The organism is Pseudomonas sp. DWP2-2 (assembly GCF_049897065.1).
Lineage (GTDB): Bacteria > Pseudomonadota > Gammaproteobacteria > Pseudomonadales > Pseudomonadaceae > Aquipseudomonas > Aquipseudomonas paracarnis.
Genome location: NZ_JAFCVN010000008.1, coordinates 41,446 through 65,219, shown reverse-complemented (window position 1 = coordinate 65,219; position 23,774 = coordinate 41,446). Strand labels below are relative to the sequence as shown.

Genomic DNA, 23,774 nt, shown 5'->3' with positions numbered 1-23,774 from the left:
AGACATGGAATTTTTGAACGCCTTTTCCCATCTTGATTGGGCCCAGGTCCTGCACCTGACCTGGCAGCACATTACCCTGGTCGGCATCGCCGTGATCCTCGCGATCTTCATCGGCGTGCCCTTGGGCATTCTGATGACGCGCTTCCCGACCCTGGCCGGCCCGTTGCAAGCCAGCGCCACAGTGTTGCTGACCGTGCCATCCATCGCGCTGTTCGGCCTGCTGCTGCCGTTCTACTCCAAGTTCGGCCAGGGCCTGGGGCCAATGCCGGCAATCACCGCCGTGTTCCTTTACTCCCTGCTGCCAATCATGCGTAACACCTACCTGGCCCTCACCGGCGTTGAGCCAGGCATTCGCGAAGCCGCACGCGGCATCGGCATGACCTTCGGCCAGCGCCTGCGCATGGTCGAACTGCCGATTGCGGTGCCGGTGATTCTCGCTGGCGTGCGTACCGCCGTGGTGATGAATATCGGTGTGATGACCATCGCCGCCACCATCGGTGCCGGTGGCCTGGGTGTACTTATTCTGGCTTCCATCAGCCGCAGCGATATGTCGATGCTGATCGTCGGCGCCGTGCTGGTCAGTCTCCTGGCCATCTTCGCCGACCTGCTTCTGCAATGGCTGCAACGCTCGCTGACTCCAAAAGGATTGCTCAAATGATCGAACTTCAAAACCTGTCCAAGACTTTTCAAAGCAACGGCAAGACCGTCACCGCCGTCAACGATGTGAGCCTGACCGTCAACGAAGGCGAGATTTGCGTGTTCCTGGGGCCCTCGGGCTGCGGTAAGAGCACTACGCTGAAAATGATCAACCGACTGATCAAGCCCTCCTCGGGCAAGATTTTGATCAACGGCGAAGACACCACCGACCTCGACGAGGTGACCCTGCGTCGCAACATCGGCTACGTGATCCAGCAGATCGGCCTGTTCCCCAACATGACCATCGAAGAGAACATCGTGGTGGTGCCCAAGCTGCTCGGGTGGGACAAGCAGAAATGCCACGACCGCGCCCGCGAGTTGATGAGCATGATCAAGCTGGAGCCCAAGCAGTACCTGCATCGCTATCCGCGTGAACTGTCCGGTGGCCAGCAACAGCGCATCGGTGTGATCCGCGCCCTGGCGGCGGATGCGCCGCTGCTACTGATGGACGAGCCGTTCGGCGCGGTCGACCCGATCAACCGCGAGATGATCCAGAACGAATTCTTCGAGATGCAGCGCGCGCTGAACAAGACCGTGATCATGGTCAGCCACGACATCGACGAAGCCATCAAGCTGGGTGACAAGATCGCCATCTTCCGCGCCGGCAAGCTGCTGCAGATCGACCACCCGGACACGCTGCTGGCGCACCCGGCCGACGAGTTCGTCAGCAATTTCGTGGGCCAGGACAGCACCCTCAAGCGCCTGCTGCTGGTAAAAGCCGAAGACGCGGCGGACAACGCCCCGTCGGTGAGCCCGGAAACACCCGTGGCCGATGCGCTGGAATTGATGGACGAGCACGACCGCCGCTATGTGGTGGTCACCTGTTCGGAGAACAAGGCGCTGGGCTACGTACGCCGTCGCGACCTGCACCGCCAGGCCGGCACCTGCGGCCAGTACCTGCGCGAGTTCAATGCCACGGCGGCGTACGACGAGCATTTACGCATCCTGCTGTCGCGCATGTACGAGTTCAACCGTTCGTGGTTGCCGGTGATGGATGCCGAGCGCGTGTTCCTGGGTGAAGTGACCCAGGAGTCGATTGCCGAGTACCTGAGTTCCGGTAAATCCCGTGGCGGCAAGACCAGCATTGTCTCGCCTGCCGAAACTGCTTTGGCTTGATAGATCGCTATCGCAGGCAAGCCAGCTCCCACAGGGGAATGCATTCCAGCATAAGAATGCAGTTCAAATGTGGGAGCTGGCTTGCCTGCGATGAATACACCGCAAATCCATCTGATTGGCCCCATCCGGGGAACATCAATCCGTCACACCGGTCGGTTACATAAGTAGCTTCACGCGGCCGCGCGACGAACGCGTGCAAAAACGCGACATTTTTAGTTGATCCCACGCCCGCCAAGCCCTAAAGTTCGCGCCGAACGTCCATGCTGGAAACGATCCATCCGGCTCAAGTACTGACGACGAGACAGCAAGGCCAAGGGCAGCTTACCCCATGGCCTTTTTGCTTTCGGCGACATGCCTTGGGAAGTAGGCGAACCAAAGTGGGGATACGGAGGACGTTCATTTGCACCCATTGATCAAATTAGTTTGCCCTTAGGAGTTCCCAGCATGTCGATCAACGTCGAAGATTATTTCGCGCGCGCCACTTTTGACAAAATGAAGGCGTTCGCCGACAAGCAAGAAACCCCGTTCGTGGTGATCGACACCGCGATGATCAGCCAGGCCTACGATGACCTGCGCGCCGGTTTCGAATTCGCCAAGGTGTATTACGCGGTCAAGGCCAACCCCGCCGTTGAGATCATCGACCTTTTGAAAGACAAGGGTTCGAGCTTCGACATCGCCTCGATCTATGAGCTGGACAAGGTCATGGACCGCGGCGTCAGCGCCGACCGTATCAGCTACGGCAACACCATCAAGAAATCCAAGGACATCCGCTACTTCTATGAGAAGGGCGTGCGTCTGTTCTCTACCGACTCCGAAGCCGACCTGCGCAACATCGCCAAGGCCGCGCCGGGTTCGAAAGTGTATGTGCGTATCCTCACCGAAGGCTCGACCACTGCTGACTGGCCGTTGTCGCGCAAATTCGGCTGCCAGACCGACATGGCCATGGACCTGCTGATCCTCGCCCGCGACCTGGGCCTGGTGCCTTACGGCATCTCGTTCCACGTCGGCTCGCAACAGCGCGACATCAGCGTGTGGGACGCAGCCATCGCCAAGGTCAAGGTGATCTTCGAACGCCTCAAAGAAGAAGACGGCATCCACCTGAAGCTGATCAACATGGGCGGCGGCTTCCCGGCCAACTACATCACCCGCACCAACAGCCTGGAAACCTACGCCGAAGAAATCATCCGTTTCCTTAAAGAAGACTTCGGTGACGACCTGCCGGAAATCATCCTGGAACCTGGCCGTTCGTTGATCGCCAACGCCGGTATCCTGGTCAGCGAAGTGGTGCTGGTGGCGCGCAAGTCCCGTACCGCCGTCGAGCGCTGGGTGTACACGGATGTGGGCAAGTTCTCCGGCCTGATCGAAACCATGGACGAAGCCATCAAGTTCCCGATCTGGACCGAGAAGAAAGGCGAGATGGAAGAAGTGGTCATCGCCGGCCCGACCTGCGACAGCGCCGACATCATGTACGAAAACTACAAGTACGGCCTGCCGTTGAACCTGGCCATTGGTGATCGTCTGTACTGGTTGTCGACCGGTGCCTACACCACCAGCTACAGCGCGGTTGAGTTCAATGGGTTTCCGCCGCTGAAATCCTTCTACGTTTAACCCCACCCCCGATCGTTCCCACGCTCTGCGTGGGAACGCCTCCTGTGACGCTCTGCGTTACGCGCTCAAGTGCGGACGCGGAGCGTCCAGGGCGGCATTCCCACGCGGAGCGTGGGAACGATCAGCTCGTAGCTCGTTGCCGGTACAACTCGGCCATGGCGCGAATTCGCGGGTCATCCGCCCGTGCCAGCGCCTTGTGTGCCGTTTGCAGAAACTTGAGATTCCCGCCTGCCAGCGCCTTGTGCAACCATTCCAGCGCCGCGTCGATCTGGCCGCTGTCGGCCAGCACCGCCGCATGGCTGAACTGCCCACGAAAATCACCTGCCTCGGCTGAGCGGCGGTACCACTCAACGGCCGCCTCAACATCCTTGGGGCAATGCTGCCCGTCTTCCAGGTAACGCCCGAGCAGGTTCATCGACTTGGCATGGCCCTGTTCGGCAGCCTGGCGATACAGCGCCAGTGCTTGTGCCTGGTCTTCAACAACGCCACGGCCGGTAGCCAAGAGGTTGGCGTAGTTGTACTGCCCCCAATCCAACCCGGCGTGTGCCGCCAGGCGATATTCCCGTGCTGCGGCGGCTTCATCGACAGCGCAGCCCCAGCCATGCTCCCGGCAACGCCCGATCATATTGCGCGCCATCAGGTGCCCGCCCTGCGCGGCAATCTGGAACCAGCGCAGCGCCAGGGCCTCATCGCGGGCAATGCCGCGCCCTTCCAGCAGGATTTGCCCGAGCAGGGCCTGGGCCTCGACCACACCTGCCTTGGCGGCGATCAGGATGGCCTGGGCGGCGCGCACCGGGGAGTCATCGAGCATGCTCTGCAATTGTTCGACATTGAGCACTTCTTCGCGGCGCAATAAAAAACCCATGCTCAGACCTCGACCCAGCGGCGCAACAGGTTGTGGTAGGTGCCGGTGAGCTGGATCAGCGCAGGGTGGTCGGGGACGTCGCGGGTCAGTTGCTGGATCGCGCCGTCCATCTCGAACAGCAGGGTGCGCTGGCTGTCTTCGCGCACCAGGCTTTGGGTCCAGAAGAACGAGGCATAGCGCGAGCCACGGGTCACCGCGTTGACTTTGTGCAGGCTAGAGCCGGGGTACAGCACCATGTCGCCGGCGGGTAGCTTGACCCTCTGCAGGCCGAAGGTGTCCTGGATCTCCAGTTCGCCGCCGTCGTACTCGTCGGGATCGCTGAAGAACAGCGTGGACGACAGGTCGGTGCGCACGCGCTCGTGGCTGCCTTTGGGCTGGCGCACCGCATTGTCGATATGAAAGTCAAAACTGCCGCCAGCGGTGTAGCAGTTGAGCAGTGGCGGGAAGACTTTATGCGGCAGCGCGGCCGACATGAACAGCGGGTTGCTCCACAACCGCTCCAGCATGGCTGCGCCAATTTCCTTGGCCAACGGGTGACCTTCAGGCAATTGCAGGTTGTGCTTGGCCTTGACCGACTGGTGACCGGCGGTGATTTTGCCGTCAGCCCATTCGGTCTCTTCCAGGGCCTGGCGAATGCGCAGCACCTCCTCGCGAGAGAACAGGCCGGGAATGTGCAGCAACATGGGGCAATACCTGGGATCAGAGAGGCGTCAATGGTATTGATTCTTATCCTCTCTGTAAAACACGGGGACGAACGAGAGCGCAAAATCCGTAACAAAAAAGTGTAAAGAATGTAAATTTGATGCGAATAGCAATATCTCGCAATTGATACAAAGTCTTGTTGGCCCTATATTCCGCGGCCTCACATCCTTGGGGAAGGGACACGTCATGTCGCGCACTACTCTAAAAATACCGGCCCGTTCGCCACGCATGCTGGCCTCCGCCATTGGCGTTGCCCTGAGTGCCGGCTCCGCCGCCCACCTGGCACAGGCCGCTGAAAATACCGAGCCAACAGGCGAGCGCAACCCTATCTCCCTCGGCGCCACCAACATCACCGGCCAGGAGCAGGACAACACCTCCTACCAGGTGGAGAAAGCCTCGTCGCAGAAGTACACCGCGCCGCTGGTGGACACGCCGCGCTCGGTCACTGTGGTGCCGCAACAAGTACTCAAGGACACCGCCGCCACCTCGCTGCAGGACGCGTTGCGCACCGTACCGGGTATCACCTTCGGCGCCGGTGAAGGTGGCAATCCTCAGGGCGACCGCCCGTTCATCCGTGGTTTCGACGCCCAGGGCGATACCTACCTCGATGGCGTACGCGATACCGGTGGCCAGAGCCGCGAGATCTTCGACATCGAGTCCATCGAAGTCAGCAAAGGCCCGAACTCTTCGTTCGGCGGCCGTGGCTCAGCCGGTGGCAGCCTCAACCTGGTGAGCAAGACCCCACAAGCGCGGGACTTCACCAACGGCGGCTTTACCTACGGCTCCGACCAGACCCGCCGCTACGTGCTCGACGTGAACCGCCAGTTCCTGGACGACAGCGCGGCATTCCGCCTGAACCTGATGAGCCATGAACAAAACGTGGCCGGCCGCGACGCGGTGAATTACGACCGTTGGGGCGTTGCGCCGTCGCTGACTTTTGGCTTGGGCACACCGACCCGTGTCAACCTCAGCTACTACCATATGGAAAGTGATGACCTGCCGGATTCGGGGATTCCCTACGGCTACGGTTCGTCGACCGCTACAGCCCACGTGCATGACAAACCCAACGACGGCGGCGACAGCAACAACTTCTACGGTTTGAAAAGCCGTGACTTCCGCAAGACCCGTGCGGACATCAGCACGTTCTCCATCGAACACGACTTGAACGACAACATGACGCTCAAGAACACCCTGCGCCACGGCAGCACCGGCCAGGACTATGTGCTTACTCAGCCGGATGACAGCAAGTTCAACGTCAACCGCTACGGCACTGTCTGGCGTCGCGCCAACAGCCGTGTCTCCACCACGACCACAACCACCAACCAGACCGATCTGTTTGGCAGCTTTCAGGCCTTGGGCTTCAAGCACACTTACTCCACCGGCCTGGAATTTACCGGCGAAGAAACCCGTGTCAGCGGCTACACCGTCAGCCCTAACGCCAACCCGGTGTGCACAACGCCCAAGGGCAGCCTGGGCGGCCAGTGCACCTCACTGAGCAACCCGAACCCCGACGACGCCTGGAACGGCAGCATCGCGCGCAACTACAACGGTACCAACACCAAGGCCACCAGCCGCGCCGCCTACGTGTTCGATACCATCGAACTCGATCCAAAATGGCTACTGAACGTGGGGTTGCGCTACGACACCTTTGACACCGAAGCCAACACCAACGCCGTCGCCGGGCGCACCAAGATCAAGGACGACAGCCAGTTCTTCAACTGGCAGGCCGGCCTGGTGTGGAAGCCGGTGGAGAACGCCAGCATCTACGCCTCTTACGCCACATCGGCCACGCCAGCCGGTGGCCTGGTAGGCGAAGGATCCGACGGCAACCCGCTGTCTGCCGGTGCCGCCACCAGCGACTTGCAGCCAGAAGAAACCGTCAACTACGAACTGGGCACCAAGTGGGACCTGTTCCACGACCGCCTGTCCCTGACCGCAGCCGTGTTCCGCACCGAGAAGAAAAACACCCGCATCCTGGTGGATGCGCTCACCTACCAGAACGCCGGGGAATCTCAGGTCGACGGCATCGAGTTGTCCGCCAGCGGCAAAATCACCGATCAATGGCAGGTGTTTGCGGGATACAGCTATCTGGACAGCGAACTGGTCAAATCCGGCCTCAACGGGCGTAATGGCGTAGTCAGTGCAGGCTCCAACAAAGGCAACCAAATGCCCAACACGCCGAAGAACTCCTTCAGCCTGTGGACCACCTACGACATCACGCCCAAGCTGACCGTCGGCGGCGGCGCCTTCTACGTCGATGAGGTTTACGGTGATGTCGGCAACACGGTGTATGTACCCTCCTACACCCGCTACGACGCCATGGCCAGCTACAAGCTGACCAAGAACGTCGACCTGCAACTGAACGTGCAGAACCTGACCGACAAGACCTACTACGACAAGGCCTTCTCCACGCATTTCGCCAACCAGGCGGCCGGTCGTACGGCATTGTTGACCACCAGCTTCCACTTCTAAAAGCGGTCAAGGTTCAGCCAGGAGCCCCACACATCGGATGCGTGGGGCTTTTGCGTGTTTCCCGGCAACTCACGGCATAATGCGCGCCGTGATCAGATATCCAGCTAAGCGAGGCGCTCCGACGTGTTGAAGAAAACCCTGTTCCAGTTGCATTGGTTCTTCGGCATCACGGCCGGGCTGGTGCTGGCCTTGATGGGGGTCACCGGGGCCGCGTACTCGTTCCAGGACGAGATCCTGCGGGCGCTCAACCCCACCGTGTTGAGCGTGCAGAAACGCGAGGCCGGTGTACTGCCGCCCGCCGAGCTGGTACGCAAATTGGAAGCGGCCGAAGGCAAGACCGTGGCCATGCTGTGGGTAGAAAGCGAGAGCGGCAACGCCGGCCGCGTGTCCTTCACCCCGCCGCCTGGCGAGCGCCGTGGCCAGATGCGCTACTTTGACCCGTACACCGGCGACTACCTGGGCGACGCGGTCGGCCAGGACCTGTTCGGTTTTATCCTGCAACTGCACCGCTTCCTCGCCATCGGCGACACCGGGCGCAACATCACCGGCGCCTGCACCCTGATCCTGCTGTTCTTTTGCCTCTCCGGCCTGTACCTGCGCTGGCCGCGCCAGGTGAAAAGCTGGCGTGTCTGGCTGACCCTGGACTGGCGCAAAAAGGGCCGCAGCTTCAATTGGGACCTGCACTCGGTATTCGGCACCTGGTGCCTGCTGTTTTATCTGTTGGCAGCGCTGACCGGGCTGTATTGGTCGTACGACTGGTACAACCGTGGCGTGACCAAACTGCTGTCCGACGCGCCGCAGAACGAGCGCATGCGCAAGCGCGGCCCAGCCCCCGCAGGCCCGGCTCCGGTGGCCAACTACGACGCGATCTGGAGCAGCATCTACAGCAACGCCGGCCCCGACTTGAGCGCCTATAACATTCGGATGCCCGCGGTCGCCGGGCAACCGGCCACCGTGTATTACCTGCTCACTTCATCGCCCCATGACCGTGCGCTGAACCAGATCAACCTGGACCCGGCCACAGGCGAGGTCAAATCTCACGAGCGCTACGCCAGCAAAAGCCTCAAGGCGCAGTTGCTGACGAGCGTGTATGCGCTGCACACCGGCAGCTATTTCGGCCTGGTCGGGCGCATCGTCCTCACCGTCAGCTCACTGCTTATGCCGCTGTTTTTCATCACGGGTTGGCTGCTGTACCTGGACCGACGCCGCAAAAAGCGCCAGGTCCGCGATGCCCGCAAAGGCCTGACAGATAACCACAGCGATGCCCCGGCCTGGCTGATCGGCTTCGCCAGCCAGAGCGGCTTTGCCGAACAACTGGCCTGGCAAACGGCCGGGCAACTGCAGGCTGCGGGCCTGGCGGTGAAGGTGCAGCCCCTGGGCAGTGTCAGCCGCGACGACCTCAGCCAATCGCAGAACGCGCTGTTCGTGGTCAGTACTTTTGGCGACGGCGAAGCGCCCGACAGCGCCCGAGGTTTCGAGCGTAGCGTGCTCGGCCAGGCGCTATCCCTCAAAGACTTGAACTACTCGGTGCTGGCCCTGGGTGACCGGCAGTACGAACATTTTTGCGGCTTTGCCCGGCGCCTGCATTTCTGGCTGACCAACCAGGGCGGCACCCCGCTGTTTGCCCCGGTGGAAGTCGACAGCGGCGATACACTGGCGCTGCAGACCTGGCAACAGCAACTGGGCCAGCTCACCGGGCATGCGCCGGCAGCGGCCTGGCCGACGGCCCAGTACGAAAACTGGACCCTGAGCCAACGCACCCTGCTCAACCCCGACAGTGTCGGCTCGCCCGTCTACCTGCTGGGCCTCACATCCACGTCTGCGCACAGCTGGCTGGCCGGCGACCTGGTGGAAGTCCTGCCGCGCAATTGCCCCTGGGCCATCGAACACTTCCTGGCCGGCCTGGGCTTGGTCGGCAGCGACGGTGTGGTGATCGACGGCGTCGCCCACACCCTTGATCAGGCCCTGGCCACGCGCCAACTGCCGGAAAACCGCACGCACCTGGTCGGCCTGCACGCCCAGGCATTGGTGGATGCGCTGGTCCCCCTGGGCATGCGCGAATACTCCATCGCCTCGATTGCCAGCGACGGCGTGCTGGAGCTGATTGTGCGCCAGGAGCGCCACCCCGACGGCAGCCTGGGGCTTGGCTCCGGCTGGCTGACTGAACACGCCGCCCTCGGCTCGGCCATCAGCCTGCGTCTGCGGCGCAACAGCGGCTTCCATTTGCCCGACGCGCCTGTGCCGCTGATTCTGCTTGGCAACGGCACCGGGCTTGCGGGCCTGCGCAGCTTGCTCAAAGCCCGCATTGCCGACGGCCAGCAGCGAAACTGGCTGCTGTTCGGCGAGCGCAATATCGCCCACGACTACCTGTGCCAGGACGAACTGCAAGGCTGGCTCGCCAGTGGAGACCTGGCCCTGCTGGACCTGGCATTTTCCCGCGATCAAGAGGAGAAGATCTACGTACAGGATCGCCTGCGCGAGTCAGCGGATGTGCTGCGCAAATGGCTCGCGGACGGCGCAGCGATTTATGTGTGTGGCAGCTTGCAGGGGATGGCGACGGGGGTGGATCAGGCACTGAAAGACATCTTGGGCAATGAGGCGCTGGAGCGCCTGATCGAACAGGGTCGCTATCGCAGGGATGTCTATTGATATTTGATCGTTCCCACGCTCCGCGTAGGAATGCCGCCCTGGACGCTCCGCGTCCGCTCTTGACGGCGTGACGCGGAGCGTCACAGGATGCGTTCCCACGCAGAGCGTGGGAACGATCAGGCCGGTTGCAGCTTTTGCTCGAACACCGAGACTCCATCGAGATCGCGCAGCATCACCGTCAACTCCGCCGTCTGCCCATCAATCTGTACTTCACCAAAAAACTGAAAGCCCGCAAACGGCGAGGTGTTCTGTGCCGGTGGCGCCTTCTGGAATACCACCTGCGGGCCAAAGGTTTTATCCAGTGGGTTGGGCCCGAAACTCCCAGCATTCAACGGCCCCGCCACAAACTCCCAGAACGGCTCGAAATCCTGGAACGCCGCGCCGTCAGGGTGATAGTGATGCGCCGCACAGTAATGCACATCGGCCGTCAGCCACAGGTGGTTGCGCACCTTGTGCTCATGCAGGAACCCCAGCAGTTCGGCGATCTCCAGCTCACGCCCTTGCGCCGGGCCAGAGTCGCCATTGGCGATCGCTTCCCAACGCGCCACGCCGGGGCTGACCTCACCGTCGGGCACGCCCAGGCCGATAGGCATGTCTGCGGCTACCACCTTCCACTGCGCTTGCGATGCCTTGAGCCCGCGCTTGAGCCAGTCCAACTGTTCACGCCCAAGAAAGGGTTTTTCAGCGCCCAGGTTGTCGTCATTCGGCCCGCGATAGCTGCGCATATCCAACACAAACACATCCAGCAGCGGCCCATAACTGAGCTTGCGATAAATGCGCCCGCCACTGTCGGCGCTCTGTCGGCGCATGGGCGAATATTCCAGCCAGGCCTGGCGGGCGCGGCCCACCAGGGTGTTGATGTCACGGGTCTGGTAACGCTCATCCAACTGCTTGCTCGATGACCAGTTGTTGATCACCTCGTGATCGTCCCACTGCCAGATCTGCGGCACCTCGGCATTGAAGCGGCGTACGTTTTCATCCAGCAGGTTGTAACGGTAATTGCCGCGATATTCATCGAGGGTTTCCGCGACTTTGCTTTTGGCTTCAGTGGTGATGTTGCGCCAGATGCGCCCGCCTTCAGTGGTGAGCTGCGCGGGGACCGGGCCGTCGGCGTAGATGGTGTCGCCGCTGTGGATAAAAAAGTCCGGCAGGCGCAGGCGCATGGCTTCATAGATGCGCATGCCACCGATGTCCGGGTTGATGCCGAAGCCTTGGCCGACGGTGTCGCCGCTCCACACAAAACGGATATCACGCCGCTGTTGCGGCACGCTACGCAGGTGCCCGAACCAGGGTTCACTGGCAATGCCGGTCTGGGCGTCTTCGAAATGCACGCGGTAGAAAATCGCCTGGTCGACCGGCAGCCCGGTGAGCTCGACACGGGCGGTAAAGTCGGTGCGGCTGTCGGCCAGGGGCGAGACGAATCGGCGCGGGTTGCTGAACACGCTGCGGGTATCCCACTCCACCACCATCTTCGCCGGGCGGTCACTGCGGCTCCAGATCATTGCGCGATCGCCCTGCAGGTCGCCCGATTGCACGCCGTCAGTGAGTTGCGGTCGGTCCTTCACCGAAGCGATCACCGCCGGCGCCAGGCCCGGCAACAGCAGGCCAGCGCCCACAGCTTGCATCACACGGCGGCGACCGAGATCGAAGTGGCTCATGCAGGTGCCCTCTTGAGTATCAAAAGGGCCACTAAAGCACGACGGGATGAAGCGCAGATGACAGGCTACAACTGTAGGAGCGAGCTTGCTCGCGAAAAACGTCAACGATCACGCGGGCTTGCTGAATGAACGCGGCGCCTGCGAGTTCTTCGCGAGCAAGCTCGCTCCTACAGGGTATTTGGGCTTGCCCCCACACTTTTACTGGTCAGGCAGTCACGGCCAGCTCGGCCGCTTCCGGTCGCTTGAGCACGGCATACACCAAGCCGGTCAACACACTGCCCGCCACAATCGCCAACAAATACAACAACGCATGGTTCATCGCATTCGGAATCACCAACACAAACAACCCGCCATGGGGCGCGGCGAGTTTGCAGCCGAAGTACATCGACAGCGCACCGGTCAACGCGCCACCGGCGATGCTGGCCGGGATGACGCGCAGCGGGTCTTTGGCGGCGAAGGGAATCGCGCCTTCGGAGATAAAGCACAGCCCCAGGATCATCGCCGCCTTGCCGGCCTCGCGCTCGGTCTGGGCGAACTTGCGCCGGGCCAGCAACGTGGCGATGCCCATGCCAATTGGCGGCACCATGCCGGCGGCCATGGTCGCGGCCATCGGCGCGCCGCTCGACGCGGCCAGCAGGCCAACCGAGAACGCATAGGCCGCCTTGTTGATCGGCCCGCCCAAGTCCACGCACATCATGCCGCCGAGCAGAATGCCCAGCAGCACCGCGTTGGTGGTGCCCATGGTGCTGAGGAAATCCGTCAGGCCCGTGAGCAAGCGGGCGACCGGTGGGCCCACCAGGTAGATCATCACAAGCCCGGTAAACAGGCTCGCCAGTAACGGGATGATCAGGATCGGCTTGAGCGCTTCCAGGCTCTGGGGCAGTTGCACTGCGCGGCTGATCAGTTTGACGCAATACCCGGCGACGAAGCCGGCCAGGATGCCGCCGATAAACCCAGCCCCCAGCGTCCCAGCCAGCAGCCCGCCGATCATGCCGGGCGCAAGGCCAGGACGGTCGGCAATCGAGTAGGCGATGTAGCCCGCCAGCAACGGCACCATCAACAGGAACGCCTGGTCACCCACGGATTTGAGCGCCGCCGCCAAGGTGCCGGGCTGCTCGAAAGCATGGATGCCGAACACAAACGACAAGGCGATCAGCAAGCCCCCCGCCACCACCATCGGCAACATATACGACACGCCGGTGAGCAGGTGTTTGTAGACGCCGGTTTTCTCCGCCTTGGCCGGTGTACCGCCGGCCGCGCTTTCCACCGCGCCTTCGGCCAGGGCTTTGTTGAGGATGGCTTCGGATTGCTTGAGGGCAATGCCGGTGCCACAGCGGTAAATCTTCTTGCCGGCGAAACGCTCGGTGGCCACCTCGATATCGGCCGCCAGCAACACCACATCGGCATCGGCAATCGCTTGCGGGCTCAACGGCGTGCGGGCGCCCACCGAACCTTGGGTCTCGACCTGCAGGTCATAACCCAGGCGCTGAGCAGTCTGCTGCAAGGCTTCGGCGGCCATGAACGTGTGGGCCACACCGGTGGGGCACGCGGTAATCGCGACGATACGCGGCGCAGCCTTGGCCGCCACCGGGGCGGCGTCGGCGACATACACCCGGGCTTCTTCGGCGCCCCGGCGCAGCACGCCTTCGACATCCGCCAATGCCTGGGCCGGTGTGCTCTGGAACACACGCTTGCCGACAAACCGCTGCATATCCACCGGGGTACTGCTGACCAGCAGCACCCACTCGGCATCATCAATCGTCGCCTGGGACAACTGGCGCTCCGGGCGCTGTACATCGACGACTTCAACACTGGTGTGCAAGCCTATGCGCTGGGCGGCGGCGTCCAACAAGCGGGCGCACAGCACACTGGTGACCATGCCGTTCGGGCAGGCGGTAACAATGGCTAACTTCATCACAAACCCTCTTATTGTTCTGTCAGCGTGCGCACATCGACGCCGCTTTCGAGATGCGCCAACTGCGCGTCATCGCTGATGCCAAAACCGATCTGTGTCACCGCCATCGCGGCAATCGCCGTGGCCCGGCGCAAGGTGTGCTCCGGCGTATCGCCACTGAGCAAACCGTGGAGCATCCCGGCCAGCAGCGAGTCGCCGGCGCCCACGGTACTGGCCACTGCCACCTTGGGCGGCGTGGCGTGCAGCGCCGCACCCGGGCGGTACCAGGTCACGCCTGCGGCCCCGTCGGAGACCACCACATGTTCGACGCCTTGCTGATGCAGGCGGCTGATGGCATCGGTGGCGTTACCCAAGGCCTCGGCCAACTCTTCGGTATTGGGTTTGACCAGCCACGGGCCAACCTCCAACCCCAGGCGCAGCGCTTCGCCGCTGGTGTCCAGGGCGACTTTCAAACCGAGGTCCTTCAACGCCTCCAGCAAACCTTTAAACCATTGCGGGCTGACGCCGCGCGGCAAGCTACCGGCCACCACGACCGCATCGAACTCCGGGCCAATGATCGCGACCATCTTGAGCAGCGCTTTTAGCGCCTCTTCAGTCACCAGCGGCCCCGGTGCATTGATGTCGGTGACACGCCCATCCTGTTCGGCAATCTTGATGTTGCTCCGGGTTTCGCCGGGAACCCGGATGAAGGCATCGCCAAACCCACGGCGCTTGATCAGCGCATTGAAAGCCTGGGGGTTGGCACTGCCGAGAAACCCGCCCACGCTGACGTAATGGCCTAGGTCCGCCAGCACTTGCGCCACATTCACGCCCTTGCCCGCGGCGTGGGTGAGCATCGCTTCACTGCGATTGACCTCACCGGGTTGCAGGTGCGCCAGGCGTACCGTGAGGTCCAACGCCGGGTTCAGCGTCAGGGTCAGAATATTCGCCATCTACACGGCCTCCACTAGGGCACGCACTTCGGCGGGCGAACCCACCGCCAGTGCTTGTTGCGCCAGGCCCTGGGCCTCGCTCAGACTGAATTCACGCACCCGCGCCTTCACTTCAGGAATGCTGCGGGCCGACACGCTCAACTCATCCACGCCCAGGCCGACCAGCACCGGCACCGCCAGCGGGTCCGCCGCCAACTCGCCGCACACGCCTACCCATTTGCCGTGGGCATGGGCGGCGCGCACGGTGATGTCGATCAGTTGCAGGACTGCAGGGTGCAAGCCATCGGCCTGGGCCGACAGGGTCGGGTGGCCGCGGTCGATGGCCAGGGTGTATTGGGTCAGGTCGTTGGTGCCGACGCTGAAGAAGTCGACTTCCTTGGCGAGGACCGGCGCCAGCAGCGCGGCTGAGGGCACTTCGATCATGATCCCCAGTTGCAGGTCTGCCACTGGGATCTCCAGGCGCAGGCGCTGGGTCATGTCCCGGGCGGCGCGCCACTCATCCACGCTGCCGACCATGGGGAACATGATGCGCAGCGGGCGGTTGTCTGCTGCACGCAGCAATGCGCGCAGTTGCGCTTCCATGATCTGCGGGCGTTGCAACGTCAGGCGAATGCCGCGCACACCCAGAAAGGGGTTTTCCTCTTCGGCGATCGGCCAATAGGGCAAAGGCTTGTCGCCGCCCACATCCAGGGTGCGCACCACCAACGGGCGACCATTGAGGCCGTCGAGTACGCGACGGTATTCGGCCTCCTGAGTGGCTTCGTCTGGCGCCTGGGGGTGGGCCATGAAAATCAGTTCGGTGCGCAGCAGGCCAATGCCTTCGGCGCCCTGCTCCACTGCGCTGGCCACCCCGGCGCTTTCGCCAATGTTGGCGAACACTTCCACGGCGTGGCCGTCACGGGTCAGCGCCGCTTCATGGCGCTGGGCCGATGCGGCTTGCAAGCGCTGTTCGCGGCTGTCGCGCTCCACGGTGGCCCGTTGCAGGGTGGCGGCGTCGGGGTCCACATGCAGGCGACCACGCTGGCCATCGAGCAACAGTGGCGTGCCCGGGTTGAGCAATAACACCGCAGCGCCAGCGCCGACCAAGGCCGGAATGCCCAGGGCGCGGGCGACAATGGCACTGTGAGCGGTGGCGCCGCCCCGGGCGGTGAGAATGCCGGCAACGCGGGCCGGGTCCAGGCGCGCCACGTCCGAAGGGCCGACCTCTTCCATCACCAGGATGTAGGGCTCGCTCGGTTCCTGCACGCTCTGGACGCCGCACAACTGGGCCAGCACGCGGCGGCCGATGTCACGCAAGTCGGCAGCACGCTCGGCCAGCAAGGCATCCTGCAAGGCTTCCTGTTGCTTGGCGGCGGCTTCGATCACGCTCATCCAGGCGGCTTCGGCGCTTTCGCCCTGCTTGAGGCGGGTGTCGACTTCGTCGGTCAGTTCCGGGTCGTCGAGCATTTCCTGGTGGGTGATGAAAATCTCGCGGATGGCCTTGGCCTGGCTACGCTCGATCAAGCCCTGGATATCCGTGCGCACGTCGCTCAAAGCGGTGTGCAGGCGCTGGCGTTCGGCGGCGGCGGATTCGCCCCGTAGCGGGTAATCGAACACCTGCGGCACCTGGATATGAGCCGGGCCGATCGCGATACCCGGCGCGGCGGCAATGGCCTGGAGTTGGCTACCGCTCAGTGGCGCGCTGAGCACCGGTTCGATATCGACCTGTGCGGGCTGTGCGCTCACCGTGGGCAAGGGCTCGACCTCTTCGCCAAGGCCCTCTTGCACGGCGGCCAAGAGGGCGGGCAGTGCATCGCCGGCCACCGTCGGCTCGGCCACAAACTCCAGCACCTGGCCACGACGTGCGCCGAGGCTGAGCAACTTGCTCAGGCTTTTGACCGACACGGCGCCCACCGCGCCATCGACGATACGTACGCGGATATCGCCGTCAAAACTTTTCGCCAATTGCGCCAGGATCTTGGCCGGGCGCGCGTGCAGGCCGTGGGCGTTGGCCAGGGTAATACGGGCGCTGGGCCAGTTCGGCGGCAGTTCACCGCCCAGCACTTCCAGCACCGCGCGGCTGCTGGTGGCGCGTCCCAACTCGTGGCCGCGCCCTTCAATCAGCAAGGCACACAGGCGTTCAAGCAGGGTCTGGTGCGCTTCACCGAGGCTCGCCAGGCAGAACAGGCCGTGCAAGGGCTGGCCGAGGTAACGCATAGGTTTGTCCGGCGTCACAAAGGCCAGGCCCGGGCGCTTGACCGTCTGCTCGCTGTGCAACCACCACAGGCCATCGCCCAGGGGCAGCGCGTCGACTTGCTGCAATACGGCGGCAAAGCCATTGCTCACGCAGTCGGCCTGGCGCAGCAGGCGCGCACCGCGCCACACCAACTCTTCAAAATCATCGGCCGACACGCCCAGGCTGATCATCTGCGCATCCAGCGCCAGTTCCTGGGGCGCGCCTTGCAACAGTTTCAACAGCGCTTCGGCACTGCCGGCACGGCGCAACGCCTGGCCCAGGTCGGTTTCACCGAGGGCACGGGTGAGCAGTTGCAACAGGCGCAGGTGTTCATCGGATTTAGCCGCGATGCCAATCGCCAGATAGACGATCTGGCCATCGCCCCAGTCCACCCCTTCGGGGAACTGCAGCAGGCGCACACCAGTGGAAAATACCTGGTCGCGGGTTTCTGGCGTGCCGTGGGGAATAGCGATGCCTTGGCCGAGAAAGGTCGAGCCTTGGGCTTCACGGGCTTGCAGGCCACTGAGATAACCTTCGGCAACCAGGCCATCGGCCACTAGTTTGTCAGCGAGCAGGTGCAAGGCAGCAGATTTATCCACAGCCACCTGGCCCATGGATATCTGCTCTACAGTGAGCTCAAGCATGCCGTTCTCCTAGTTAGTGCGACGGGCGCACTAGGTATTGTTGTAGGTAAATAGGTTCGAAATTAACTGACTGAGCGGTCAATTGGCAGTGGTCACTCAGTGGCGAACATCGTAAAAATACGCTTGCTGAAACGTTTAATCTAGAATTTATGGCAGATTACGCGTTAATTGCGCAAGCTTGAAGGGCCACTCGGCGCTTGCTGTGGCACATTGGTCGAATGCTGGAATCGGTTACGATTGGACAAAATGTCGGGGCGAGCGCCAAAAAACAAGGAAATCCCGGTTTGAAACTCAGTGATATCGCACGTCTGGCCGGTGTGTCCGTTACCACCGCCAGCTATGTCATCAATGGCAAGGCCGAACAGCAGCGCATCAGCAACGCCACCGTTGAGCGTGTGCGTGCCGTGGTCCAAGCCCATGGCTTTACCCCCAACCCTCAAGCCGCGGGGCTGCGCAGCCGGCATACGCGGACCTTGGGGTTCATCCTGCCAGACCTGGAAAACCCCAGCTACGCACGCATCGCCAAACTGCTGGAACAAGGTGCACGGGCGCGGGGATATCAGTTACTGATCGCCAGCTCCGATGACGAAGCGGAGAGCGAGCGCCAACTGCTGCAACTGTTCCGGGCGCGGCGTTGCGATGCGTTGTTCGTCGCCAGTTGCCTGCCGGCCAGCGATGACAGCTATCGCGAGTTGCAGGCCAAGGGGCTGCCGGTGATTGCCATCGACCGGGAGATGGAGCCGAACCAGTTCTGCTCCGTGGTCAGCGACGACCACCAGGCCTGCCAGCAACTCACTAGCAGCCTGCTGCAACCGTTGCCCAAGCAGATCGCGCTGATCGGCGCACGGCCCGAGCTGAGCATCAGCCAGGCGCGTACCGCCGGTTTCCGCGATGCGCTGCAAGGCTTTACGGGCGAAGTGATCATCGAACAGGGCGAAGCCTTCAGTCGTGACTGCGGCCGAGAGCTGATGGAGCAATTGCTTCAACGCCTGGGGCATCTGCCGGACGCGCTGGTAACCACCTCCTACGTACTGCTCCAAGGCGTGTTTGATGCGCTGCATGACTTCCCTCTCAAGTCACGCCCCCTGCGCCTGGGCACCTTCGGCGATACCCAGTTGCTGGATTTCCTCCCGCTGCCGGTCAACGCCATGGCCCAACAACATCAGTTGATTGCCGAGACCGCCCTGCGCCTGGCGCTGGCCGCCGTTGAAGAAGAACAGTACCAACCCGGCGTGCATGCGATTGGCCGGACCTTCAAGCAGCGTATCCACGAGGCCTGAGCGTGGAGCTGATCGACACCCACACGCACCTGGACTTCGAGGACTTCGACCAGGATCGCACGCACGTCCTCGCCCACAGCCGTGACCTCGGCGTTCGGCGCCTGGTGGTGCTGGGGGTGTACCAGAAAAATTGGCAGCGGCTGTGGGACTTGGTGCAACAGGACGAAGGCTTGTTCGCCGCTTTTGGCTTGCACCCGGTGTATCTCGATGAGCATCGCCCCGCCGACCTGCTGGAGCTGGGCGACTGGTTGACGCGCCTGCATGGCCACCGGCAACTGTGCGCCGTGGGCGAAATTGGCCTGGATTACTTTCTTGAACAGTTGGACCACGAGCGCCAGCAACCGCTATTTGAAACCCAGCTGAAACTCGCGGTGGATTTCCAGCTGCCGGCCCTGCTCCACGTTCGCCGCAGCCACGCCGCGGTAATTGCCACCTTAAAGCGTATCCGCCTACCCAGAGGCGGCATCATCCATGCGTTCGCCGGCAGCGTTGAAGAGGCACGCGAGTACATCAAGCTCGGGTTCAAACTGGGCCTGGGTGGCGCTGCCACCTGGCCCCAGGCCCTGCGCATGCACCGGGTACTGGCCCAATTGCCCCTCGACGCCGTGGTGCTGGAAACCGACTCGCCGGATATGGCCCCGGCCATGTACCCCAACCAGCGCAATAGCCCGCAACACCTGCCAGACATCTGCACGGCCCTGGCCGAGCGCATGGGTATCAGCCCTCTATTGCTGGCTGAGGCGAGCACACGCAATGCGTGCGAGCTGTTCAACTGGTAGCGCACTGATGGCCTGCAAGTTCAAGGTCATTGTCTGGCGATGACGGGCGTAGCGCACCACCAGCAAATGGATCAACACCGCGACCAGTGAAATGTTGAACTGCGCGTTGACACTGAGCAGCCCCAGCCACTCGGCGACCAAGGCCACCAGCAAGGTCGCGCACGTCAGCATGATCATGCTCGGCCGCACCAGCGCCCATTGGTCCAGGGCTCTGAACTGGCGCAACTGCTTGACGCAGCCCAACTGCAACCCGCAGTGGCAATACGTACAGTCAAACGGCACATCGATGGCAATGGCGTTCAGTTGCCAAGGCTTGAGTTCAAACGTCATGTTGCACTGGGCGCAATGCCCCCTGATACCGATTGCGGCGGCCATCGTTTTGTCCCCTCGTGACCGTGACGGATGACATAAATTTTCACCTATTCACGCCCCGATAAAACACGCATCGGTAAATCAAGACATGGGCCACAGGCCCCGTGGTTCAGCCCTTCAGAACCGCCCTACACCCGAAACGCACCAATCAATTGCTTCAACTCAACCACCTGGGTTGCCAGTTGTCGACTGGCCGCTTCCGTGTGCTGGGCGCCTTGCGCTGCATGCTCGCCAGCACGGTTGATTTCGACAATGTTCTGGTCGATGTCTTGGGCGACCGCCGTTTGTTGCTCCACGGCGGCGGCGATTTGCTGGTTCTGATCGACGATCATCCCAACTGCCCCCAGGATATTTTCCAGGGCTTGCTGGACTTTTTCCGACTGCCCCACCGTGCCATTCGCCATTTCATGGCTGCTGCCCATGGCCTTCACCGCCGCGCCCACGCCGCTGTGCAAGCGGCTGATCATCTGCTCGATTTCCTCGGTGGAGTGCTGGGTGCGCCGAGCCAGGGTGCGCACCTCGTCGGCCACCACCGCAAAACCACGCCCTTGGTCACCAGCGCGCGCGGCTTCGATGGCCGCGTTGAGCGCCAGCAGGTTGGTCTGCTCGGCAATGCTCTTGATTACTTCCAGGACGCTGCTGATGGACTGGCTGTCGGCAGCCAGTTGGTTGATCACCCGCACCGATTCGTCAATCTCCGCCGCCAGGCGTGCGATGCCGCCTTGCTGGGATTGCACCAGCGCACGCCCGTTGACCGTTTCATCATTGACGCTCTGGGCACTGCTGACCGCCGCCGCCGCGCTGCGCGCCACCTCTTGGGCGGTGGCGGACATCTGGTTCATCGCGGTCGCCACTTGTTCGATCTGGCTGCGCTGGCCGGACACCGCCTGGTTACTCTGTGCCGACACCGCCTGCACCTGGCCGGCCTGCAACTCCACCTGGCTGACCGTATTCCCAACACGTTCGATCAGGTCATGAATCTTGGCCACGGTGCCATTGAACACCTGGCCCAAGTCGCCCAGCTCGTCGCGGCTTTGAGCAACGAAGGTGACCGTCATGTCACCTGCCGCCACTTTGTCCATCATCGCCCCCAGGCGGCGCAAGGTGGTGCGAGTGGAGACAAAGAAACCGGCATAGAGATAGAAAATCAACGCAAATACCGCCGCCAGGGCCGTGACCAGCAACACCATGTGCAGGCGGTTTTGCGCCAGGCGTTGCTGCAACTGCTGCCCGAGGAACGCCAGGGTGGCGTCATCCAATTGATAGGTCTTGGCCATCAACTGGCTGACGCCGTCATAAAAACCCTGCCAAGACGTATCGAGGGTCTCGGCCATCACCACCTGCTCTTCAAAAAACTCGCTGCCTTGCTTGAGGCTGGCCCGGCTGGCTTGCGCCGAAACGTCGAGGGCTGCATGCGCGGCCTGGCTGGCGCCCAACGCGTCCTGCAGCTTCAAGCCATATTCCCCGTGGAGTTTTTCCAGCTGCTGCAGCAGTTCGTCAAAACGGGTGCTGGAGGATGAATTGATAAAGCCCTGCCCCAGGGAGTACGCGCCCATCGCACGGCCTTCGCCCAAGGCCTGGGTGACTTGAGGGGTGACGGTGGTGACCAGGTCGCTGAGCTGGCGCAGATCACTTTGCGGATCACGGCTCAAGCCGGCTTGGCTGGCAATGATCTGGCTGAACATCTGGGCCTGGTTGAGTAACTTGCCGATCAACGCCGCTTTGTTGAGCAACGAAGTTTCCTGTTGCTGGGCCTTGAACGCAGCGATCAGCTCATCGCGCTTACTGTCGAAGACGGCAACTTGCTCGGGCTGGGTCGCGATGGCGCGCAAGCCTTGCAAGCGCCCCACTACACTCGCTTCCAAGGCGCTGATCCTGGTCTCCAGGTCTGCCGCTTTACCGGACTGGCCGAGGGTGGCATTGATCTCTACCTGGTTGTTGAGGGTTTCCAGATCGCGGCGCAACGCCAGGCTGCTGCCGAGCAGGTCGAGACTCTGCAGTTCGACCCGGGTGCCCTGGTATTCACGCCACGAGTCGCGCACCAGGTAATAGTTGGTCGCCAGCATCGGCAGCAGGAACAGCACGCTGATCAGGCTGAACTTCATGCCGAAACTCAGGCGGTTCATCAGCGCGACGGCGGGATAGAGCAAGCTCTTCACAGGTGACCTCCCCTTCTTTTATTTTTATTGAGGCGCAGGGCGGCGGCAGATAGCCACTATTTGGCGCTCTATCTGTATAGCTCAATTCGAAAGGGAGTTTTGTAACGTAAGGTTAACGGCGTGTCTGGAGGCCAAATGTGGCAAGGGGAAAGCCCTAACGCCATGTAGGAGCGAGCTTGCTCGCGAAAGACTCACAGACGCCGCGTTTATTCAGGAAGCACGCGTTATCGTTGACGTTTTTCGCGAGCAAGCTCGCTCCTACCATCAGGGCAACACCGTCCAGATCGCAAACCCGGCATACCACAGCACCGCCGCACGCAGCAGCAGTTCCCACAGGCGATCCAGGCTGTTGATGCCATCGGCCCCCACCACGGGCGCAGGAATTTCCGCGGCGGCCAGGCCGACTCTTTCCACCAACTGTGCCGCGCTGATGTCCCAGCTCAACAGTTCGTGGAGCATCACACGGCTGACCCCGACGAAATTACCCACCAAGGCAAAGCTGGCCGCCAGCAGGCGTACCGGCAACCAGTCAAACGCGTGGCGCAGTTGCGTGGCGCGCTCGGCCACCAACGGGTTCTGGCTGTTTTCGCTGGCCAGCGCCAACAGGCGGTAGGCCAGGGCGGCCACCGGGCCCAGCAGGAAATACCAGAAAATCACCGCGAAAAAGCTTTGATACGCCTGCCACAGCAGGTAGCCCTGGACGCGCTCCAGCAATTGCTCGCCACTGTCGGCGCCAAGTTTGAGGTCGCGTTCGGCCACATGCTCGGCCGCTTGCAGGTCACCGCGCCGCCAGGCGTCGCGAAACGGCCCCAGCCCCGCCAATAGATCGCCACGGCCCAGGCTGTAGATCACCACCAGCAAGTGCACCGGCAATGCCAACAGGCCATAGGCCACCGGTTCCAGGACCAGCAACAACAATGCCAGCAATGCCACCGGCAGCAGCACCAATATCAGCAGGATCAACCAGGGGCGCTTGCCCATGCGCGGGCTCGATTCCAGCTTGGCCAGCTCACGCAGCCATCCACCGTCGCGCTGCAACCGCAGGCGCAAAGCCGAGAATTTCTCGATCCACACGGCCAGCACCAACACCAGGAAACTCATCGTTCGTGTCCTCCATCCTGCAGGGCGCTGCGAAAGCGCGCCCAATCAAAAGCGGGGCCCGGGTCGGTCTTGCGCCCCGGAGCGATGTCGCTGTGACCACAAATACGTTGGCGGGTGATATCTGGGTATGCGGCCAGCAGTTGGCGTGTCAGGTCGATCAACGCCGCATACTGGGCATTGGTAAACGGTAGGTCATCCGTGCCTTCCAGCTCGATTCCCAGAGAAAAATCGTTGCAGACCTCGCGCCCTTCAAAGACGGAAATACCGGCATGCCAGGCTCGGTCGCGGCACGAAACAAATTGCGTCACAGTGCCGTCACGTTCAATCAGAAAATGCGCAGACACTCGTAGGCTCGCGATCCCTTCAAAATAGGGATGCTCTGAGATATCCAGGCGGTTCTGGAAAAATTCCTGCACCTTGCCGGTGTTGAACTGCGCCGGGGGCAAACTGATGTTATGCACCACCAACAGCGAGATTTCGCCTTCAGGGCGCTCGTTGAAGTTGGGCGAAGGGCAATGACGAATGCCCTGGCACCAACCGCTGGCGGGGTCCAACTGCATACAGGCTCCTTGAATGATAAGAGGTGTGACCAGTATGCCGCGTTCCACCCT

At 62.2% G+C, this 23,774-nt stretch carries 17 protein-coding genes; 7 read left to right on the top strand and 10 right to left on the bottom strand.

The features are described from left to right. Positions 1 to 4: 4 nt before the first annotated feature. From ACP7CZ_RS18300 to ACP7CZ_RS18290, 3 genes are all read left to right on the top strand, one after another. Positions 5 to 658, top strand: coding sequence for an ABC transporter permease (locus tag ACP7CZ_RS18300; RefSeq protein ID WP_003188473.1), 654 nt, complete (start codon positions 5 to 7; stop codon positions 656 to 658). Next, positions 655 to 1,812 (top strand): betaine/proline/choline family ABC transporter ATP-binding protein, encoded by a 1,158-nt coding sequence (locus ACP7CZ_RS18295; RefSeq protein ID WP_014716891.1) that lies wholly within the window; start codon positions 655 to 657, stop codon positions 1,810 to 1,812. The genes ACP7CZ_RS18300 and ACP7CZ_RS18295 overlap by 4 nt, the downstream gene beginning before the upstream one ends. Positions 1,813 to 2,256: 444 nt before the next feature. Then, complete coding sequence (locus tag ACP7CZ_RS18290) at positions 2,257 to 3,420, top strand: type III PLP-dependent enzyme (protein WP_014716890.1); 1,164 nt, start codon at positions 2,257 to 2,259, stop codon at positions 3,418 to 3,420. Positions 3,421 to 3,541: 121 nt separating this feature from the next. On the opposite strand, the gene ACP7CZ_RS18285 is transcribed toward ACP7CZ_RS18290, so the two are convergent. Continuing rightward, positions 3,542 to 4,285: a tetratricopeptide repeat protein gene (locus ACP7CZ_RS18285; RefSeq protein ID WP_054919361.1), complete on the bottom strand. Its 744-nt coding sequence runs from the start codon at positions 4,283 to 4,285 to the stop codon at positions 3,542 to 3,544. A gap of 2 nt (positions 4,286 to 4,287) precedes the next feature. Further along, the gene (locus ACP7CZ_RS18280; RefSeq protein WP_294160782.1) at positions 4,288 to 4,968 is read right to left on the bottom strand and encodes a Fe2+-dependent dioxygenase; all 681 of its coding nucleotides are present in this window, start codon (positions 4,966 to 4,968) and stop codon (positions 4,288 to 4,290) included. A gap of 205 nt (positions 4,969 to 5,173) precedes the next feature. Between ACP7CZ_RS18280 and ACP7CZ_RS18275 the strand changes: the two genes are divergently transcribed. Together ACP7CZ_RS18275 and ACP7CZ_RS18270 are read left to right on the top strand one after the other, a co-directional pair. Further along, positions 5,174 to 7,459, top strand: a complete 2,286-nt coding sequence (locus tag ACP7CZ_RS18275; protein WP_294160780.1) for a TonB-dependent receptor — start codon at positions 5,174 to 5,176, stop codon at positions 7,457 to 7,459. A 123-nt stretch (positions 7,460 to 7,582) separates the two neighbouring features. Beyond that, positions 7,583 to 10,108, top strand: coding sequence for a PepSY domain-containing protein (locus ACP7CZ_RS18270; RefSeq protein WP_054919370.1), 2,526 nt, complete (start codon positions 7,583 to 7,585; stop codon positions 10,106 to 10,108). A gap of 116 nt (positions 10,109 to 10,224) precedes the next feature. On the opposite strand, the gene ACP7CZ_RS18265 is transcribed toward ACP7CZ_RS18270, so the two are convergent. The 4 genes from ACP7CZ_RS18265 to ptsP all read right to left on the bottom strand — a co-directional run bounded on the left by ACP7CZ_RS18265 (position 10,225) and on the right by ptsP (position 17,472). Continuing rightward, on the bottom strand, positions 10,225 to 11,766 hold the full coding sequence (locus ACP7CZ_RS18265; RefSeq protein ID WP_294160778.1) for an alkaline phosphatase D family protein: 1,542 nt from the start codon (positions 11,764 to 11,766) through the stop codon (positions 10,225 to 10,227). 205 nt (positions 11,767 to 11,971) lie between these two features. Then, a complete protein-coding gene (locus ACP7CZ_RS18260) occupies positions 11,972 to 13,681 on the bottom strand; it encodes a PTS fructose-like transporter subunit IIB (RefSeq protein WP_197900253.1) in 1,710 nt (569 codons plus the stop codon). A gap of 11 nt (positions 13,682 to 13,692) precedes the next feature. Continuing rightward, positions 13,693 to 14,613 (bottom strand): 1-phosphofructokinase, encoded by a 921-nt coding sequence (gene pfkB, locus ACP7CZ_RS18255; protein WP_054896898.1) that lies wholly within the window; start codon positions 14,611 to 14,613, stop codon positions 13,693 to 13,695. Further along, positions 14,614 to 17,472: a phosphoenolpyruvate--protein phosphotransferase gene (ptsP, locus tag ACP7CZ_RS18250; protein WP_294160770.1), complete on the bottom strand. Its 2,859-nt coding sequence runs from the start codon at positions 17,470 to 17,472 to the stop codon at positions 14,614 to 14,616. 284 nt (positions 17,473 to 17,756) lie between these two features. On the opposite strand from ptsP, the gene cra reads away from it, so the two are divergent. Beyond that, the gene (gene cra / locus ACP7CZ_RS18245) at positions 17,757 to 18,752 is read left to right on the top strand and encodes a catabolite repressor/activator (RefSeq protein WP_057976816.1); all 996 of its coding nucleotides are present in this window, start codon (positions 17,757 to 17,759) and stop codon (positions 18,750 to 18,752) included. A gap of 2 nt (positions 18,753 to 18,754) precedes the next feature. Next, a complete protein-coding gene (locus ACP7CZ_RS18240) occupies positions 18,755 to 19,531 on the top strand; it encodes a TatD family hydrolase (RefSeq protein ID WP_034126262.1) in 777 nt (258 codons plus the stop codon). On the opposite strand, the gene ACP7CZ_RS18235 is transcribed toward ACP7CZ_RS18240, so the two are convergent. The 4 genes from ACP7CZ_RS18235 to ampD form a co-directional block, all read right to left on the bottom strand. Beyond that, positions 19,478 to 19,906: a hypothetical protein gene (locus tag ACP7CZ_RS18235; RefSeq protein ID WP_072447021.1), complete on the bottom strand. Its 429-nt coding sequence runs from the start codon at positions 19,904 to 19,906 to the stop codon at positions 19,478 to 19,480. The two genes, ACP7CZ_RS18240 and ACP7CZ_RS18235, sit on opposite strands and share 54 nt — an antisense overlap. A gap of 125 nt (positions 19,907 to 20,031) precedes the next feature. After that, positions 20,032 to 20,736, bottom strand: a complete 705-nt coding sequence (locus tag ACP7CZ_RS18230; protein WP_411828864.1) for a methyl-accepting chemotaxis protein — start codon at positions 20,734 to 20,736, stop codon at positions 20,032 to 20,034. Positions 20,737 to 22,326: 1,590 nt separating this feature from the next. Then, complete coding sequence (gene ampE, locus ACP7CZ_RS18225) at positions 22,327 to 23,163, bottom strand: regulatory signaling modulator protein AmpE (RefSeq protein ID WP_034126259.1); 837 nt, start codon at positions 23,161 to 23,163, stop codon at positions 22,327 to 22,329. Then, positions 23,160 to 23,723 carry a 1,6-anhydro-N-acetylmuramyl-L-alanine amidase AmpD gene (ampD, locus tag ACP7CZ_RS18220; protein WP_054896894.1) on the bottom strand — a complete coding sequence of 188 codons (564 nt, stop codon included), beginning with the start codon at positions 23,721 to 23,723 and terminating at the stop codon, positions 23,160 to 23,162. Before ampD ends, ampE begins: the two co-directional genes overlap by 4 nt. Between the last annotated feature and the right edge of the window lie 51 nt (positions 23,724 to 23,774).